We start from the raw sequence: 15985 nt of genomic DNA, 5'->3' as shown, positions 1-15985 counted from the left end.
CCCGGCCGGGGGCGGCGTCCTCCTTCCACACCATGTGGGCCGACCTCGCCCCGATCGGCCGCGACAGCGGCAGCGGCGGCTACCGCCGCTACGCCTGGACCGGCGCCGACGCCGACTGCCGGGCCTGGTTCCGGGCGCAGGCGGAGGCCCGCGGGCTGACGTACGAGGTGGACCGCAACGGCAACCAGTGGGCCTGGCTCGGCGACCCCCTCGCCGGGGACGCCGTGGTCACCGGCTCCCACCTCGACTCCGTCCCCGACGGCGGGGCCTTCGACGGCCCCCTCGGAGTGGTGTCCTCCTTCGCCGCCCTCGACGAGCTCCGCGCCCGCGGCGCCGCCCCCACCCGGCCGCTGGCCATCACCAACTTCGGTGACGAGGAGGGCGCCCGCTTCGGGCTGGCCTGCGTCGGCTCCCGGCTCGCCGCCGGACAGCTGACCAGGGAGAAGGCGTACGAACTGCGCGACGCCGACGGCGTCAGCCTCCCGCGGGCCATGGAGGCCGCCGGGTACGACCCGCAGACCATCGGCCCGGACCCCGAACGCCTCGCCCGCATCGGTGCCTTCGTCGAGCTGCACGTCGAACAGGGCCGCGCCCTCGACCTGTCCGGCGACCGCGTCGGCATCGCCTCCGCGATCTGGCCGCACGGCCGCTGGCGGTTCGACTTCCACGGCGAGGCCAACCACGCGGGCACCACCCGCCTCGTGGACCGCCGCGACCCGATGCTCGCGTACGCGCAGACCGTGCTCGCCGCCCGTCAGGAAGCGGCCCTCGCCGGCGCCGTCGCCACCTTCGGCAAGATCTCCGTCGAGCCGAACGGCGTCAACGCCATCCCCTCCCTCGTCCGGGGCTGGCTGGACTCCCGCGCCGCCGACCAGGCCACCCTCGACACGGTCGTCACGGCCGTCGAGAAGGCGGCCCGCGAGCACGCCGACCGCGACGGCATCGACCTGAACGTCGTACGGGAGTCCTTCACCCCGGTCGTCGAGTTCGAGCACGCCCTGCGCGACGAGCTCAACCGGATCCTGGGCGGGTCCGTCCCCGTCCTCGGCACGGGCGCGGGACACGACGCCGGAATCCTCTCCGGATCGGCCCCGACCGCGATGCTGTTCGTACGCAACCCCACCGGCGTCTCCCACTCCCCGAGGGAGTTCGCGGCCGAGGACGACTGCGTGGCCGGTGTCCTCGCCCTCGCCGACGTACTGGAAGGCCTGGCATGCCGCTGAAGACGTACTGGCTGGAACACGCCTGGCTCGGCGACGCCGTCGAGCCGGGCGTGGCCCTCGACGTGTCGGCGGACGGGCGGATCGCCGCCCTGCGCACCGGGACCGCCACCCCGCCCCCCGGCGCGGAGGCGCTGCGCGGACTGACCCTGCCCGGCCTGGCCAACGCCCACAGCCACGCCTTCCACCGGGCCCTGCGCTCGGTCGTGCAGGTCGGCTCGGGCACCTTCTGGACCTGGCGCGACGTCATGTACAAGGTCGCCCAGAACCTCACCCCGGACAGTTACTTCGACCTCGCCCGCGCCGTGTACGCCGAGATGGCCCTGGCCGGCATCACCAACGTCGGCGAGTTCCACTACGTCCACCACGCGCCCGGCGGCACCCCCTACGCCGACCTGAACGCCATGGGCGAGGCCCTGATCGAGGCCGCGGCCGCGGCGGGCATCCGCATCACCCTCCTCGACACCGCGTACCTGTCCTCGGGCTTCGGGGAGGCGCCGAACGCGCACCAGCTGCGGTTCTCCGACGGCACCGCCGACGCCTGGGCGGAGCGCGTGTCCGCGCTCAAGCCCCGGGAGCACGCGCTGATCGGCGCGGCGATCCACTCCGTGCGCGCCGTACCCGCCGGCCGGCTCGCCACGGTCGCCGAATGGGCGCGGGAGCGGCGGGCACCCCTGCACGTCCACCTGTCCGAGCAGACCGCCGAGAACGACGCCTGCCAGGCCGCCCACGGCCGTACGCCCACGCAGCTGCTCGCCGACCACGGGGTGCTCGGCCCGCGCACCACCGGCGTCCACAACACGCACCTGACGGACGGGGACATCGCCCTGCTCGGCGGGACCTCCACCGGCACCTGCATGTGCCCCACCACCGAACGCGACCTCGCCGACGGCATCGGCCCGGCCGGCCGGCTCCAGCGGGCGGGCAGTCCGCTGTCGCTCGGCAGCGACAGCCACGCCGTGATCGACCTGCTGGAGGAGGCGCGGGCGATGGAGCTGAACGAGCGGCTGCGCAGCCGGACGCGGGGGCACTGGACCGCGAACGCCCTGCTGACGGCCGCCACCGCCGACGGGCACGCCGCGCTGGGCCTGCCGGACGCCGGCCGCCTGGAGGCGGGCGCCCTGGCGGACTTCACCACCGTCGCGCTGGACTCCGTACGCACCGCCGGCCCGCTGCCGCGCCTCGGCGCGGAGACGGCCGTCTTCGCCGCCTCGGCCGCCGATGTCCGCCACACGGTGGTCGGGGGCCGGCACGTGGTCCGCGACGGTGCCCACACGCTGGTCGGGGACGTCGCCGCCGCCCTCGCCGCATCGATCGCGGCCGTCCGCGGCTGACGCCGCCGGGACCGGAACCTCCCGAGAGGAACCCATGAGCACCACCGTCATCACCAACATCGGCAGCCTCGTCACCAACGACCCCGCCCAGGGCGACGGCGGCCCCCTCGGCCTGATCGAGAACGCCGCCCTCGTCATGGACGGCGACACCATCGCCTGGACCGGCCCCGCCACCGACGCCCCCGCCGCCGACGCGTCCTTCGACGCGAAGGGCCGCGCCGTCATCCCCGGCTTCGTCGACTCCCACAGCCACCTCGTCTTCGCGGGGGACCGCACCGCCGAGTTCAACGCCCGGATGTCCGGCCGCGCCTACTCCGCCGGCGGCATCCGCACCACCGTCGCCGCCACCCGCGCCGCCACCGACGCGGAGCTGGAGGCCAACCTGCTGCGCCACCTCCACGAAGCCCGCCGCCAGGGCACCACCACCTTCGAGACCAAGTCCGGCTACGGCCTCACCGTCGCCGACGAGGCCCGCGCCCTGCGCATCGCCTCCGCGCACACCGAGGAGGTCACCTACCTCGGCGCGCACATCGTCTCCCCCGACTACGCCGACGACCCGGCGGGCTACGTCGACCTCGTCACCGGCGAGATGCTGCAGGCCTGCGCCCCGCACGCCCGCTGGGTGGACGTCTTCTGCGAGAAGGGCGCCTTCGACGGCGAGCAGGCCCGCGCCGTCCTCACCGCAGGCGCCGCCGCCGGGCTGATCCCGCGCGTCCACGCCAACCAGCTCTCCCACGGCCCCGGCGTGCGGCTCGCCGTCGAGCTCGAAGCCGCCTCCGCCGACCACTGCACCCACCTCACCGACGCCGACGTGGACGCCCTCGCCCAGGCGGCCGGCGTCACCGTGGCGACCCTGCTGCCCGGCGCCGAGTTCTCCACCCGCGCCCAGTGGCCCGACGCCCGCCGGCTGCTCGACGCGGGCGCCACCGTGGCCCTGTCGACGGACTGCAACCCCGGGTCCTCGTACACGAGTTCCATGCCGTTCTGCATCGCCCTCGCCGTCCGGGACATGGGAATGACCCCCGACGAGGCGCTGTGGGCCGCCACCGCCGGCGGGGCCCGCGCCCTGCGCCGGGGCGACATCGGCCGTCTGGCGCCCGGCGCCCGCGCGGACCTGGCCCTGCTCGACGCCCCGAGCCACGTCCACCTCGCCTACCGGCCGGGCGTCCCGCTCGTCTCCGCCGTCTGGCAGCGGGGGGTGCGCGCCGCCTGACCGGCGGCGGCGCCCGCCCGCCCGCGCACCGCCCGAAGCGCCGACCGCCCTTTGTCTTCCCTCCGCGAGGTCCCGGGCGTACCTTGTGCCACCGATCTGATGTGCCGTCAGTAAGTTGTGGCCGAGGGGAAGACGAAGGTGTCCGACCGGAAACGTTCCACCGCACTCGCGCTGGCGTCCGCGCTCGCCGGATCCGCGGTCCTGCTCGCCGCCCCCGCGGCCCACGCCGACGTGGTCGACGTCCAGTACGACTGCCAGACCCCGATCGGCGACAAGTCGGCGGTCTCGCCCATCGACATCAAGGCCGTCAAGGAGGGCGACGGCTACAAGCTGACGATGTCCTTCCAGAAGGGCGTCTCCTCCAGCCCCATCGAGCTCGGCAAGGGCGCGATGAACCCCAGCGCCGTGATCATGGCCGACGGCGCGGAGAAGGCCTCCGTACCGGTCTCGGGACCGCCCAACCCCGAGGCCGCCCCCGCCAACACCCCCATTAAGATCACCGACCTCTCGGGAACCTACACCCCGAAGAAGAGCGGCAAGGTCACCTTCACCGCGGGCGTCCTCACCATCAAGGCCATGGGCACCACCACCACCTGCACCCCGGGCAACAGCCCCCGGCCGTCCCTGGAGCTGGACGTCACGGCGGCCGGCGGCGGCGCCCCCCAGACCGGCGGCCCGGGCGGCGAACCCACCCTGCCGCAGACCGGCCCCGCCGACTCCGCGCTCGCCCTCGGCACCCTCGGTGCCACCGTGCTGCTCTCCGGCGCCGCCGGGGTGCTCTGGCTGACCCGGCGCGGCCGCCAGCCCCAGCGGACCGGGTCCTGAACGGAGCGCCCGCCCGTGCTCCACGCTCTCAAGCGGCCCGGCGCCGCACTCCTCGCCGCCACCACCCTGTACGGGACCGCCACCCTGTACGGGGCCCCGGCCGCGGCCGCCGATGAGCCCGGCTGGAGCGCCGGACCGGCCACCGCCCGCCCCGGCCCCGCGCGCCCGGCCTTCTACCTCACGGGCCCCGCGGGGACCGTCCTGGAAGACCGCCTCGCCCTCGACAACCCCGGCGACCGCGAGCACACCGTCACCCTGCGCGGGGCCGACGCCCACCACACGCCCGACGGAGCCCTCGCCGTGCGCCCCGCCGCGCCCGGGGCCGGAGCCCGCCCGGCGGGTAGCGGGTCCGCAGCGGGCTCCTGGATCAGCTTCGGCGGCGCCACCACGGTGAAACTCCCGCCCCGCACCCGCGCGGTGGTCCCCTTCACCGTCACCGTGCCGCCCGCCGCCCCGCCCGGCGACCACCCCGCCGCCGTCGTCGCCTCGGAGGCCGGCCGCCGCGAGACCGGGGTACGGGTCCACCTGCGGGTCGGCGGCCCGGCGGTGGCCGCGCTCACCGTCGAGGACGTCTCCGTACGCGGTCACGGCGCGGCCACCGTCATCGACTACACCCTGGTCAACCGGGGCAACGTCGCCCTCGCCCCCGAGCTCGCCCTGAGCGCCGAGGGCACCCTCCGCGAGATCCCCGCCCGGCCCGCCCGCACCCTGCCCGTCGAGCTGCCGCCCGGCCGGCGGGCCCGGCTGAGCGAACCCTGGCCCGCCGCGCCCGCCCTCGACCGGGTCGCCCTCACCCTCACCGTCACCGCCCCGGGAGCGGCACCGGCCACCGCCACCGCCCCGGCGTGGCTGGCGCCCAGCGGCAGGGCCACCCTGGCCGCCGGAGCCCTGCTCACCGCCGGCGGGACCGTACTGGCCGCGCTGCTCCTCGTACGCGCCCGGCGCGCCCGGCGCTCGCGGCGCGCGGAACCGTACGGGCCGCCCGGGAGCCCGCAGGCCCGCGACCCGGAACACGCGCACGCGCACGCGCACGAGCACGAGCTGACGGGAGCCCCCAGGTGAGCCGCACGGCCGGCGCGAAGCCCGCGACCCCCCTCGGCGCGGCCCTGGCGGCCCTCGCCCTGGCCCTGCTCCCGCTGCTCCCGGCCGCCGCCCCCGTCGCCGCCGACGAGGCGAAGCCGACCGCGGCGCTCTCCCTCCAGGAGGCGGCCAAGGGGACCGAGATCACGGTCACCGGCACCGGCTGGCGGGCGAAGACCCTCGTCATGCTGCTGGTCTGCGGCCAGAACATGATCGGCGGCACCAACAGCTGCGCCAACGCCGAAGGAGCGGCCGTCTCCGTCACCGACGACGGTCGCTTCACCGCCCGGCTGCCCGTCGCGGAACCGCCCAAGCCCTGCCCCTGCGTGGTCCACGTGACCTCCGTCAACGGGGACCGGTCCACGGTGGCGGTGCCGATCAGGATCACCGGCCATCCGGTGGCGGACCTGCCCGCCGAGTCCGGCACCGCCCGGCTGGCGCTGCTGACGGGGGTCCGGCTCAAGGGCGGCGACGGGGTGCTGACCTGGTTCGGCGCCCCGCCCGGCCGCACGTTCACCGCCACCGTCGGCAACCTCGGCGCGGCCCCGGTCAGGGACCCCGTCTTCCAGCTCGGCACCGCGCACGGGGTCTTCGCCCCGGTGTGGGAGGAAGCCCGCTGGAAGGGGACGATCCCGCCGGGCGGCAAGGCGGAGGTCGCGCTGGACGTGGCCCTGCCGGCGGGCGCCCACGGCGACTACACCGTCTCCCTCAAGTACGGGGACACGGTCCTGGCCACCCAGCCCTGGGGCGTGGACCGCCCGTATGGGGTGCTGCTGTTCTGGGGCCTGCTCCTGGTGGTGATCCCGACGGCGCTCTTCCGCCTCGGCATGGCCGTCGTCGACCGGGTCCGCCCCCGCCCCGGGGCCCCCGGCCGCCACCGGGGCGCCCGGAAGGCCCCCGACGCGGCCTCCCCGGGCCCGGAGGCGACCGCGCGCCCGCCGGAGGTCCCCGCCGTACGGGCGCCCGACGCCCCGACGGCGGTCCTGCCGTGGTTCACCCCGGAGCCGCGGGACGCACGGCCCCCACACACGTCCGCACCGTCCGATCACAGTCCGACGACGAAGGGACCATCGTGAAGACCCAACGGAGGGCGAGCGCGGCCGTGGCCGCGCTGCTGCTCGGCGGCGCGGGTATCGCCGTGGCGGCTTCCCCCGCCCAGGCCGCCGAGGCCACGTTCAAGGTCAAGTGCGTACCGCCGGCCGGTGGCGGCGATCCGGTGGAGGGCGAGACCACCGCCAGGATCACCGCCCCGGCCACGGCCAAGGTCGGCGACGAGGTCGACGTGTCGTGGGAGACGGTGAAGCCCGCCTCGAACAACACCGACCTGATGGTGATCCCGAAGGACTCGGTGCAGCCCACCGGCTGGCTCACCGTCGGCGGCGGGGGAGGGGAGGTCAAGGTCGTCGGGGAGAAGAAGAACCCGGAGATCCCGAAGAAGGCCCCCATGGTGATGTCCACCATGAAGGGCAAGCTGAAGCTGACCAAGGCCGGGAAGATCACCGTCACCCCGGGCAAGTACGAGGTCGCGGTCACCTTCTCCTTCGGCACCTTCGTCACCAAGTGCTCCCCGGTGGGCGAGGTGAAGGGCGGGGCGACGATCGACGTGTCGGGCGGCGGCGGCAGCGGCGGCACGACGAGCGGTGGCACGACGACGGGCGGCACGACCGGCGGCTCGACCACCTCCGGCGGCTCGACCACCTCCGGCGGGTCCACCTCCGGCGGGTCCACCACCACGGGCGGCACCACCGGAGGGGGCGGCGGCCAGACCGACTTCCCCGGCAAGCCCGTGGAGGTGGCCTACGACTGCGGCGCGGTCGTCCCCGGCGGCATCAAGACCCCGGTCACCGTCAACGCCATGAAGAACGCGGGCGGCGCCTACGACCTCACGGTCAAGACCGCCAAGGGAGCCATGGCCGCGCCCATGGCCCTGCCCGCCGGGGCCCTCAAGCCCTCGATGGACATCAAGCTGGGCGGCGCCGACAGCGGCACGGTCAAGGTCACCGGCCCGGCGAACGCCGAGCCGATCCCCGACAAGGCCCCGGTCAGCCTCAGCGACATGACCGGCACCTACAAGCCCGGCAAGACGGGCAAGGTGACGCTGAGCCCCGACCAGCTGACGATCGACGTCACGATGGCCCCGGGCTCGACCCCGATCAACGTGCCCTGCAAGGCGGCCAGCAGCGGGGTCTCCCTGGAGCTGGACACCACCGCCCAGCCGGGCGGCTCCGGCTCCACCACCGGCGGCTCCACCACCGGCGGCTCCACCACCGGCGGCTCCACCACCGGCGGCTCCTCGGCCGCCTCGGGCGGCCTCGCCGAGACCGGCGCCGGTGACGAGGGCGGCGTCAAGGCGCTGGCCCTGGTCGCCGGCACCGTGATCCTCCTCGGCGGCGCGGTCTTCACCTTCACCCCGTGGCGCCGCCTGCGCGGGCCCCGTTGACCCGTACCCCGGACAACGGAACGGCCCGGCACACCGGAAGGTGTGCCGGGCCGTTCACCGCTCGCGCGGGGCGCGGGGGGCGTCAGTTCATGTCGCCCATCAGCGCGTTGACCTTCTGGCGGTACATGTAGATCGCGACACCGGCGAGCACGGCGGCGGCGGCCTGGAAGAGGATGATCCCCACGCCGTTCAGCTGCACCTCGGCCAGACCGAGCAGACCGGTGACGCAGTCACCGGCGGTGACGGCGAGGAACCAGACGCCCATCATCTGGGAGCCGTACTTCTGCGGAGCCATCTTCGTGGTGACCGACAGGCCGACCGGGGACAGGCACAGCTCGGCGAGCGTGTGCATCAGGAAGATGAGCACCAGCCACCACATGGTGACCTTGGTGTCGTTGCCGGCGGTCTGGCTCAGCGGCAGGGCGAAGACGAAGAACGAGGCGCCGACGATGATCAGGGCCGCCGAGAACTTCACGATGGTGCTGGGCTCGCGGTTGCGGCGGGCCAGGGCCACCCACGCGGCGGCGAAGACCGGGGCCAGGGCCACCACGAAGAGCGGGTTCAGCGACTGGAAGATGGTGGTCGGGACTTCCCAGCCGAGCAGGCTGCGCTCGGAGTTCTTGTCACCGAAGAGCGAGAGGGTCGAACCGCCCTGGTCGTAGATCATCCAGAAGACGGCGGCGGCCACGAAGAACCAGATGTAGGCGCTCATCCGGGTCTGCTCGACGGCGGACAGGTCCTTGTCCCGCTTGATGCGGACGAGGACGGCGACCGGAATGATCAGACCGGCGATCGTGATCGGGTACAGCGCCCACTTGATGGTGAACATGTCCGCCGCGACCACGGCGCCGTAGAAGACGACGACGACGGCCAGGGCGACGAGGGCCTTGACGATCACGGCCTTGCGCTCGGCCGAGGACAGCGGGTTCGGGACCAGGCTGCTCTGCGGGCTCAGGGTGCGGCCGGCGAGCAGGTAGATCACGAGGCCGATGCCCATGCCGACGGCGGCGAGCGCGAAGCCGAGGTGCCAGTTCACGAGCTCGCCGACCATGCCGATGCCGACCGGGGCGAGCAGGGCACCGACGTTGATGCCGATGTAGAAGATCGTGAAGCCGCTGTCACGGCGCGGGTCGTCCACGCTCTTGTAGAGGTGGCCGACCATCGTGGAGATGTTGGCCTTCAGCAGACCGGAGCCGACCGCGACCAGCAGCAGACCGACGAAGAACGCGATCTGACCGGGCAGCGCGAGCGACAAGTGGCCGGCCATGATCACGCCACCGGCGATGGCGACCGTCTTGCGGGCGCCCCAGACGCGGTCGCCGAACCAGCCGCCGGGCATGGCCATGAGGTAGACCATCGCCACGTACACGGAGTAGATCGCCGTGGCCGTCGCCGCGGTGAAGCCGAGGCCGCCACCCTGGCTGTCGGTCGCGGCGTCGACACCGCCGGAGACCAAGTACAGGACGAGAAGCGCACGCATGCCGTAGTAGGAGAAGCGCTCCCACATCTCGGTCATGAACAGCGTGGCCAGGCCAACGGGGTGGCCGAGGACGGTTTTCTCGTGAGCTGCGCTCGGCGAGTCCTTCGTCAGGCTGGAAGCCATGGTCGATCCTTGCTTGCTCGGGACGCTCGGCTTCGTGAGCTGTTCAGCGCCCGGTGGGGGGCGGCCGGCACCGGCGGCGGACGTCCCACCCCACGCCCAGGGGTCTCGTCCCCCGTGGTGGCGGGGGCGAAGGGGCAGCCGTAACCGGGATCCACGCCCTGCGCGCCTCCTCGCGCGCCGGGCCCGGCCCATAGGTCATTCACTGTCATCTGGGCCGGATCAACCGACCAGAGCAGAATTTGAGGTCTTCGGCACGGATTTCGGCACAAAGATCCCCTGGGTAGTGCATCAGGCGTCTCGCCACCATACGACAGGACACCGCCGCATATGGAAGGACTTGAGAGATGGATCACAGGCTTTCAGGGAACCGTTCCATCATGTTCGAAGGCAGGTAGTAGTCAATAGCCGCTGTTCGAGAGGGGTGTGCAGGGAGGGGCCTGCTTCCAGCCGCCGCGGACTACCATCACCCACATGACGCGTGTACTGCTCGCCGAGGACGACGCATCCATCTCGGAACCCCTCGCCCGCGCCCTGCGCCGGGAGGGGTACGAGGTCGAGGTCCGGGAGGACGGCCCCACCGCCCTGGACGCCGGACTGCAGGGCGGCGTCGACCTCGTCGTCCTGGACCTGGGCCTGCCCGGGATGGACGGCCTGGAAGTGGCCCGGCGACTGCGCGCCGAAGGCCACGGCTTCCCGATCCTGGTGCTCACCGCCCGGGCCGACGAGGTCGACACGGTCGTCGGCCTCGACGCGGGCGCCGACGACTACGTCACCAAGCCCTTCCGCCTCGCCGAGCTGCTGGCCCGCGTCCGGGCCCTGCTGCGGCGCGGCGCCACCGAGGCCAGCCAGGCCCCCGCCACCCACGGCGTGCGCATCGACGTCGAATCGCACCGCGCGTGGATAGGGGAGGAAGAGCTCCAGCTCACCGCCAAGGAGTTCGACCTGCTGCGCGTCCTGGTCCGAGACGCCGGCCGCGTCGTCACCCGCGACCAGCTGATGCGCGAGGTCTGGGACACCACCTGGTGGTCCTCCACCAAGACCCTCGACATGCACATCTCCTGGCTCCGCAAGAAGCTGGGCGACGACGCCGCCAACCCCCGCTACATCGCCACGGTCCGGGGCGTCGGCTTCCGCTTCGAGAGGAGCTGACCCCCCGCCCCGGGGGCATCGGGCATGCTCTAGGGCATGCGCCGCCGCCTCATCAACTCCACGCTCGCCGTGGTGCTCGTCGTGATCGCCGTGTTCGGGGTCTCCCTCGTCATCGTGGAGACCCGGACCATCACCAGCAGCGCCCAGGACCGCATCGGCTCCGAGGCGCTGCGGCTGCTCGGCATCGTCGAGGCGGACGTCCTGGAGCGCAAGCCGGTCGACGCCGGCGCGCTCGCCGAGCAGCTCGACCTCGGCACGTACGCCCGCATCACCATCCCCGGCCGGCCCGCCATCGAGGTCGGCCAGCGGATCGACGACAGCGTCATCCGGGGCACCGCGCGCGGGGAGCAGGGGGTGCTCGTGGTGGTCGAGGAGACCCGCGACACGGTCACCAGGGAGGTCGGGCGCACCCTGGCCGTGGTCGGCGCGGTGGCGCTGCTGGCCGTCGTGGCGGCCGTACTGCTCGCCGTACGCCAGGCCAACCGGCTGGCCTCCCCGCTCACCGACCTCGCCGAGACCGCCGAACGGCTGGGCTCCGGCGACCCGAGGCCCCGGCACAAGCGCTACGGGGTCCCCGAGCTGGACCGGGTCGCCGACGTACTGGACTCCAGCGCGGAGCGGATCGCCCGCATGCTGACCGCCGAGCGGCGCCTGGCCGCCGACGCCTCGCACCAGCTGCGCACCCCCCTCACCGCCCTGTCGATGCGGCTGGAGGAGATCACGGTCACCGACGACCTGGAGACCGTACGGGAGGAGGCGACCATCGCCCTCACCCAGGTGGAGCGGCTCACGGACGTGGTCCAGCGGCTCCTGACGAACTCCCGGGACCCCCGGACCGGCTCGGCGGTCCCCTTCGACCTGGACGAGGTCGTCAAGCAGCAGCTGGAGGAGTGGCGGCCGGCCTACCGCAGCGCCGGACGGGCCGTCGTCCGCTCCGGCAAGACCGGCATGAGGGCCGTCGGCACCCCGGGGGCGGTCTCCCAGGTGCTGGCGACCCTCGTGGAGAACGCGCTGATGCACGGCGGCGGCACGGTCGCCCTGCGCACCCGCGTGACCGGCAACCAGGCCGTCATCGAGGTCACGGACGAGGGCCCCGGAGTCCCGCCGGACCTCGGCAACCGGATCTTCGAGCGGGCCATCAGCGGCCGCAACTCCACCGGCATCGGCCTGGCCGTCGCCCGGGACCTCGCCGAAGCGGACGGCGGCCGCCTGGAGCTCCTCCAGGGCCGGCCGCCGGTGTTCGCGCTCTTCCTCAGCCGCACCGCCCCGGAACGCGCCGATCCGGAGCGGACGGTCAGGTAGCCGTCAGCCCTGGTTGCCCGCGGGCTCGGGGGTGCGGGGGGCGAGCGGCGCCTCGTGCCCGTCGCGCTGCTCGACGACCAGGGAGTGCGCGGCCGGCGTGGGCAGGGCCTTGAAGACCCAGGTCCGGTAGGACCAGAAGCGGAAGACGGTGGCCACACCCATGCCGAGGAACTTGAAGACGTTGTTCGCCAGCGAGCCGTCGAAACCGAAGCCGTACGTGGCCACGTAGAGCACACCGCTCTCGATGACCATGCCGATCATGCTGAACAGGACGAAGAGGGTCATCTCGCGGCGCCGGCTGCCCAGGTCCCGGTCACGGTAGGTGAAGTAACGGAAGCCGATGTAGTTCGTGACGATGGCGACCACGATGGCTATGACGTTCGCGCGCACCGTCTGCAGGTCGGTCGTGCTCCGCAGCAGGTTGAAGACCCCGAAGTTGACCAGGACGCCCGCTCCGCCGACCGCTCCGAACTTGACGACCTCCCGGGCCAGACCGCGGAAGCGCTCGGACAGCGGTATGGCCTTCGGCGTGCTGCTCATGGATGGTCCAGTCCTGTCGTCATCGCCGCCCGCGGCCGCGCGTCACCCGATCTCGTCAACCCCACCATGCTAAGTGTCCCCCGCAGCGGGAGTCCGCGCCCCGGCACCCCGTGCGACGCACGGCACACGGGCTCCGCGGCCTGGTGGCGGGTCCGCGCCAGGGTCACGTCCGATTGGCGGAATACCGCCGGATACCCTGGAGGCGTGACGTTTCCGGTAGTCGGCATGGTCGGCGGCGGTCAGCTCGCCCGCATGACCCACGAGGCGGGTATCCCCCTCGGCATCAAGTTCAAGATCCTCAGTGACACCCCACAGGACTCGGCGGCCCAGGTCGTGAGCGATGTCGTCATCGGCGACTATCGCGATCTGGAGACACTGCGCGCCTTCGCGCGCGGCTGCGACGTGGTCACCTTCGATCACGAGCACGTACCCACCGAGCACCTCCGGGCCCTGGAGTCGGACGGCATCCCCGTCCGGCCGGGGCCCGACGCGTTGGTGCACGCCCAGGACAAGGGGGTGATGCGCGCCAGGCTCGACGAGATCGGCGCCCCCAGCCCCCGCCACCGGATCGTGAGCGATCCGGCGGACGCGGCGGCCTTCGCGCAGGAGGTCGGCGGGTTCCCCGTCATCCTCAAGACGGTGCGCGGCGGGTACGACGGCAAGGGAGTGTGGTTCGTCCGCACCCCCGAGGACGCGGAGGCCCCCTTCAAGGCGGGCGTCCCGGTCCTCGCCGAGGAGAAGGTGGACTACGTCCGCGAGCTCGCGGCCAACATCGTCCGCTCCCCGCACGGCCAGGCGGTGGCCTACCCCGTCGTCGAGTCCATCCAGGTGAACGGGGTCTGCGACACGGTGATCGCCCCCGCACCGAACCTCTCGGAGGCCCTCGCCGGCGAGGCCCAGGCCCTGGCCCTGCGCATCGCGCGGGAACTCGACGTGACCGGCCACCTGGCCGTGGAGCTGTTCGAGACCACCGACGGCCGCATCCTCGTCAACGAACTGGCCATGCGCCCGCACAACAGCGGCCACTGGACCCAGGACGGCGCGGTCACCTCCCAGTTCGCCAACCACGTCCGCGCGGTCCTGGACCTCCCCCTGGGCGACCCGCGCCCCCGCGCCCGCTGGACGGTCATGGCGAACGTGCTCGGCGGTGACTACCCCGACATGTACGCGGCGTACCTGCACTGCATGGCACACGACCCGCAGGTGAAGATCCACATGTACGGCAAGGACGTGAAACACGGCCGCAAGGTCGGCCACGTCAACACCTACGGCGACGACCTGGACGATGTGCTGGAGCGCGCACGTCACGCAGCCGGCTACCTCAGAGGAACGATCACCGAATGAGCACCTCCCCCGTCGTGGGCATCGTCATGGGCTCGGACTCCGACTGGCCCGTCATGGAGGCCGCCGCCCAGGCGCTGGCCGAGTTCGAGATCCCCTACGAGGTCGACGTCGTCTCCGCCCACCGCATGCCGCGCGAGATGGTCGCGTACGGCGAGCAGGCCGCCGACCGCGGCCTGAAGGCGATCATCGCGGGCGCCGGCGGAGCCGCCCACCTGCCCGGGATGCTCGCCTCCGTCACCCCGCTGCCCGTCATCGGCGTGCCGGTCCCGCTGAAGTACCTCGACGGCATGGACTCCCTCCTGTCGATCGTCCAGATGCCCGCCGGGGTTCCCGTCGCCACCGTCTCCGTCGCCGGCGCGCGCAACGCGGGCCTGCTGGCCGTACGGATGCTGGCCGCGCACGACCCGGAGCTGCTGGGCCGCATGCGGGACTTCCAGCAGGAGCTGAACGACCAGGCCACCGAGAAGGGCAAGCGGCTGCGCACCAAGGTCGCGGGCGCGGACTCCTTCGGGTTCGGCAAGTGAGCGCGGCGGACCTGCTCGCGCGGGCCCGGGACCTGCTCGCCGAGTACCCCGTCGTCGACGGGCACAACGACCTGCCCTGGGCACTGCGCCAGCAGGTCCGCTACGACCTCGACCAGCGGGACATCGCCGGCGACCAGTCCGGCCACCTGCACACCGACCTCCCCCGGCTGCGCGCCGGCGGCGTCGGCGCGCAGTTCTGGTCCGTCTACGTCCGCTCCGACTACAGCGGCGACGAGGCGGTCAGCGCCACCCTGGAGCAGATCGACGCCGTCGACCAGCTGATCGCCCGTTACCCCGGCTCGCTGGTGCGCGCGCTGACGGCCGACGACATGGAGGCGGCCCGCGCCGACGGCCGGATCGCCTCGCTGATGGGCGCCGAGGGCGGCCACTCCATCAACAACTCGCTCGCCACCCTGCGCGCCCTGCACCGGCTGGGCGTGCGGTACATGACGCTCACCCACAACGACACCATCGACTGGGCGGACTCGGCGACCGACGAACCCCGCCACGGCGGCCTCACCGACTTCGGCCGCGAGGTCGTGCGCGAGATGAACCGCATCGGCATGCTCGTGGACCTCTCGCACGTCGCCGCCACGACGATGCGCGACGCCCTCGACACCGCCCGGGCGCCGGTGATCTTCTCGCACTCCTCGGCGCGCGCCGTCTGCGACCACCCGCGCAACGTCCCCGACGACGTGCTGGAGCGGCTGTCCGCCAACGGAGGGGTGGCGATGGCCACCTTCGTGCCGAAGTTCATCCTCCCCGAGGCCGTCGCGTGGACGCGGGCCGCGGACGAGAACCTGCGCGCGCACGGCTTCCACCACCTCGACACCACCCCCGAGGCGATGGCCCTGCACCGCGCGTTCGAAGCGGGGCGCCCGCGCCCGGTGGCCACCGCAGCCACCGTCGCCGACCACCTCGACCACATGCGCGAGGTGGCGGGCGTCGACCACATCGGCATCGGCGGGGACTACGACGGCACCGCCTTCACCCCGGCCGGGCTGGACGACGTGTCGGGCTACCCGAACCTGATCGCCGAACTGCTCGGGCGCGGCTGGTCCCGGACCGACCTGGCGAAGCTGACCTGGTCCAACGCGGTACGGGTCCTGCGCGACGCGGAATCGGCCGCCCGGGAGCTCTCGGCGACCCGGGGCCCGTCCAACGCCTGCCTCTGACGCCCCGACGCCCTGACGGCCGGGGCCGGGCCCGGGGCGGAACCCCGGTCCCGGCCCCCGGTCCCGGATCCCGGCCCCCGGTCCCGGATCCCGGATCCGGCCTGACCCGGCCCCGGCCGGGACCCCGTCGGAGCCCGCCTCCCGACCGGGTCACCACCCGAACGCCACACCCGCCGGGCGGCCCCGGCGCCCCACGTGTCACGGTGGCACCATCTTCTCTCCCTGCTGCCGCCGAG

General features: G+C 73.4%; 14 protein-coding genes. 12 read left to right on the top strand and 2 right to left on the bottom strand.

The window, feature by feature from the left end; genetic code table 11:
- Positions 1-32 precede the first annotated feature (32 nt).
- From ACFY7H_RS18340 to ACFY7H_RS18310, 7 genes are all read left to right on the top strand, one after another.
- Positions 33-1223 carry an allantoate amidohydrolase gene (locus ACFY7H_RS18340; protein ID WP_388939553.1) on the top strand — a complete coding sequence of 397 codons (1191 nt, stop codon included), beginning with the start codon at positions 33-35 and terminating at the stop codon, positions 1221-1223.
- Positions 1214-2554 carry a formimidoylglutamate deiminase gene (locus ACFY7H_RS18335; protein WP_388939164.1) on the top strand — a complete coding sequence of 447 codons (1341 nt, stop codon included), beginning with the start codon at positions 1214-1216 and terminating at the stop codon, positions 2552-2554. The genes ACFY7H_RS18340 and ACFY7H_RS18335 overlap by 10 nt, the downstream gene beginning before the upstream one ends.
- Positions 2555-2588: 34 nt before the next feature.
- On the top strand, positions 2589-3767 hold the full coding sequence (gene hutI, locus ACFY7H_RS18330; protein ID WP_388939163.1) for an imidazolonepropionase: 1179 nt from the start codon (positions 2589-2591) through the stop codon (positions 3765-3767).
- A 138-nt stretch (positions 3768-3905) separates the two neighbouring features.
- Positions 3906-4592, top strand: coding sequence for an LPXTG cell wall anchor domain-containing protein (locus ACFY7H_RS18325; RefSeq protein WP_388939162.1), 687 nt, complete (start codon positions 3906-3908; stop codon positions 4590-4592).
- Positions 4593-4607: 15 nt separating this feature from the next.
- Complete coding sequence (locus ACFY7H_RS18320; RefSeq protein WP_388939161.1) at positions 4608-5654, top strand: hypothetical protein; 1047 nt, start codon at positions 4608-4610, stop codon at positions 5652-5654.
- The gene (locus ACFY7H_RS18315; protein WP_388939160.1) at positions 5651-6748 is read left to right on the top strand and encodes a neocarzinostatin apoprotein domain-containing protein; all 1098 of its coding nucleotides are present in this window, start codon (positions 5651-5653) and stop codon (positions 6746-6748) included. Before ACFY7H_RS18320 ends, ACFY7H_RS18315 begins: the two co-directional genes overlap by 4 nt.
- Positions 6745-8112 (top strand): hypothetical protein, encoded by a 1368-nt coding sequence (locus ACFY7H_RS18310; RefSeq protein WP_388939159.1) that lies wholly within the window; start codon positions 6745-6747, stop codon positions 8110-8112. Before ACFY7H_RS18315 ends, ACFY7H_RS18310 begins: the two co-directional genes overlap by 4 nt.
- An 82-nt stretch (positions 8113-8194) precedes the next feature.
- Here the strand turns inward: ACFY7H_RS18310 and ACFY7H_RS18305 are convergent, their stop codons facing one another.
- Entirely contained in the window at positions 8195-9715 is a 1521-nt protein-coding gene (locus tag ACFY7H_RS18305) for a peptide MFS transporter (protein WP_388939158.1), read from the bottom strand.
- 471 nt (positions 9716-10186) lie between these two features.
- Between ACFY7H_RS18305 and ACFY7H_RS18300 the strand changes: the two genes are divergently transcribed.
- Both ACFY7H_RS18300 and ACFY7H_RS18295 read left to right on the top strand, forming a co-directional pair.
- Positions 10187-10864: a response regulator transcription factor gene (locus ACFY7H_RS18300; protein WP_388939157.1), complete on the top strand. Its 678-nt coding sequence runs from the start codon at positions 10187-10189 to the stop codon at positions 10862-10864.
- A 36-nt stretch (positions 10865-10900) separates the two neighbouring features.
- The gene (locus ACFY7H_RS18295; RefSeq protein ID WP_388939156.1) at positions 10901-12166 is read left to right on the top strand and encodes an ATP-binding protein; all 1266 of its coding nucleotides are present in this window, start codon (positions 10901-10903) and stop codon (positions 12164-12166) included.
- A 3-nt stretch (positions 12167-12169) separates the two neighbouring features.
- On the opposite strand, the gene ACFY7H_RS18290 is transcribed toward ACFY7H_RS18295, so the two are convergent.
- Positions 12170-12706: a GtrA family protein gene (locus ACFY7H_RS18290; protein ID WP_388939155.1), complete on the bottom strand. Its 537-nt coding sequence runs from the start codon at positions 12704-12706 to the stop codon at positions 12170-12172.
- A gap of 204 nt (positions 12707-12910) precedes the next feature.
- On the opposite strand from ACFY7H_RS18290, the gene ACFY7H_RS18285 reads away from it, so the two are divergent.
- Genes ACFY7H_RS18285 through ACFY7H_RS18275 form a run of 3 tightly spaced genes read left to right on the top strand, consistent with a single transcriptional unit; the run spans position 12911 to position 15749 of the window.
- Positions 12911-14050, top strand: coding sequence for a 5-(carboxyamino)imidazole ribonucleotide synthase (locus ACFY7H_RS18285; protein WP_388939154.1), 1140 nt, complete (start codon positions 12911-12913; stop codon positions 14048-14050).
- Positions 14047-14574: a 5-(carboxyamino)imidazole ribonucleotide mutase gene (gene purE / locus ACFY7H_RS18280; protein WP_388939153.1), complete on the top strand. Its 528-nt coding sequence runs from the start codon at positions 14047-14049 to the stop codon at positions 14572-14574. The genes ACFY7H_RS18285 and purE overlap by 4 nt, the downstream gene beginning before the upstream one ends.
- On the top strand, positions 14571-15749 hold the full coding sequence (locus tag ACFY7H_RS18275) for a dipeptidase (RefSeq protein WP_388939152.1): 1179 nt from the start codon (positions 14571-14573) through the stop codon (positions 15747-15749). The genes purE and ACFY7H_RS18275 overlap by 4 nt, the downstream gene beginning before the upstream one ends.
- The last annotated feature ends 236 nt before the right edge of the window (positions 15750-15985 follow it).

Source organism: Streptomyces sp. NPDC012794 (assembly GCF_042901085.1).
In the GTDB taxonomy this organism is placed as follows: Bacteria; Actinomycetota; Actinomycetes; order Streptomycetales; family Streptomycetaceae; genus Streptomyces.
This window is presented reverse-complemented; position numbering and strand designations above follow the sequence as displayed.

Coding starts and splice junctions, on each gene's coding strand:
- ACFY7H_RS18295 (WP_388939156.1), top strand. CDS start 10,901: ATGCGCCGCCGCCTCATCAACTCCACGCTCGCCGTGGTGCTCGTCGTG.
- purE (WP_388939153.1), top strand. CDS start 14,047: ATGAGCACCTCCCCCGTCGTGGGCATCGTCATGGGCTCGGACTCCGAC.
- ACFY7H_RS18335 (WP_388939164.1), top strand. CDS start 1,214: ATGCCGCTGAAGACGTACTGGCTGGAACACGCCTGGCTCGGCGACGCC.
- ACFY7H_RS18300 (WP_388939157.1), top strand. CDS start 10,187: ATGACGCGTGTACTGCTCGCCGAGGACGACGCATCCATCTCGGAACCC.
- ACFY7H_RS18340 (WP_388939553.1), top strand. CDS start 33: ATGTGGGCCGACCTCGCCCCGATCGGCCGCGACAGCGGCAGCGGCGGC.
- hutI (WP_388939163.1), top strand. CDS start 2,589: ATGAGCACCACCGTCATCACCAACATCGGCAGCCTCGTCACCAACGAC.
- ACFY7H_RS18290 (WP_388939155.1), bottom strand. CDS start 12,706: ATGAGCAGCACGCCGAAGGCCATACCGCTGTCCGAGCGCTTCCGCGGT.
- ACFY7H_RS18305 (WP_388939158.1), bottom strand. CDS start 9,715: ATGGCTTCCAGCCTGACGAAGGACTCGCCGAGCGCAGCTCACGAGAAA.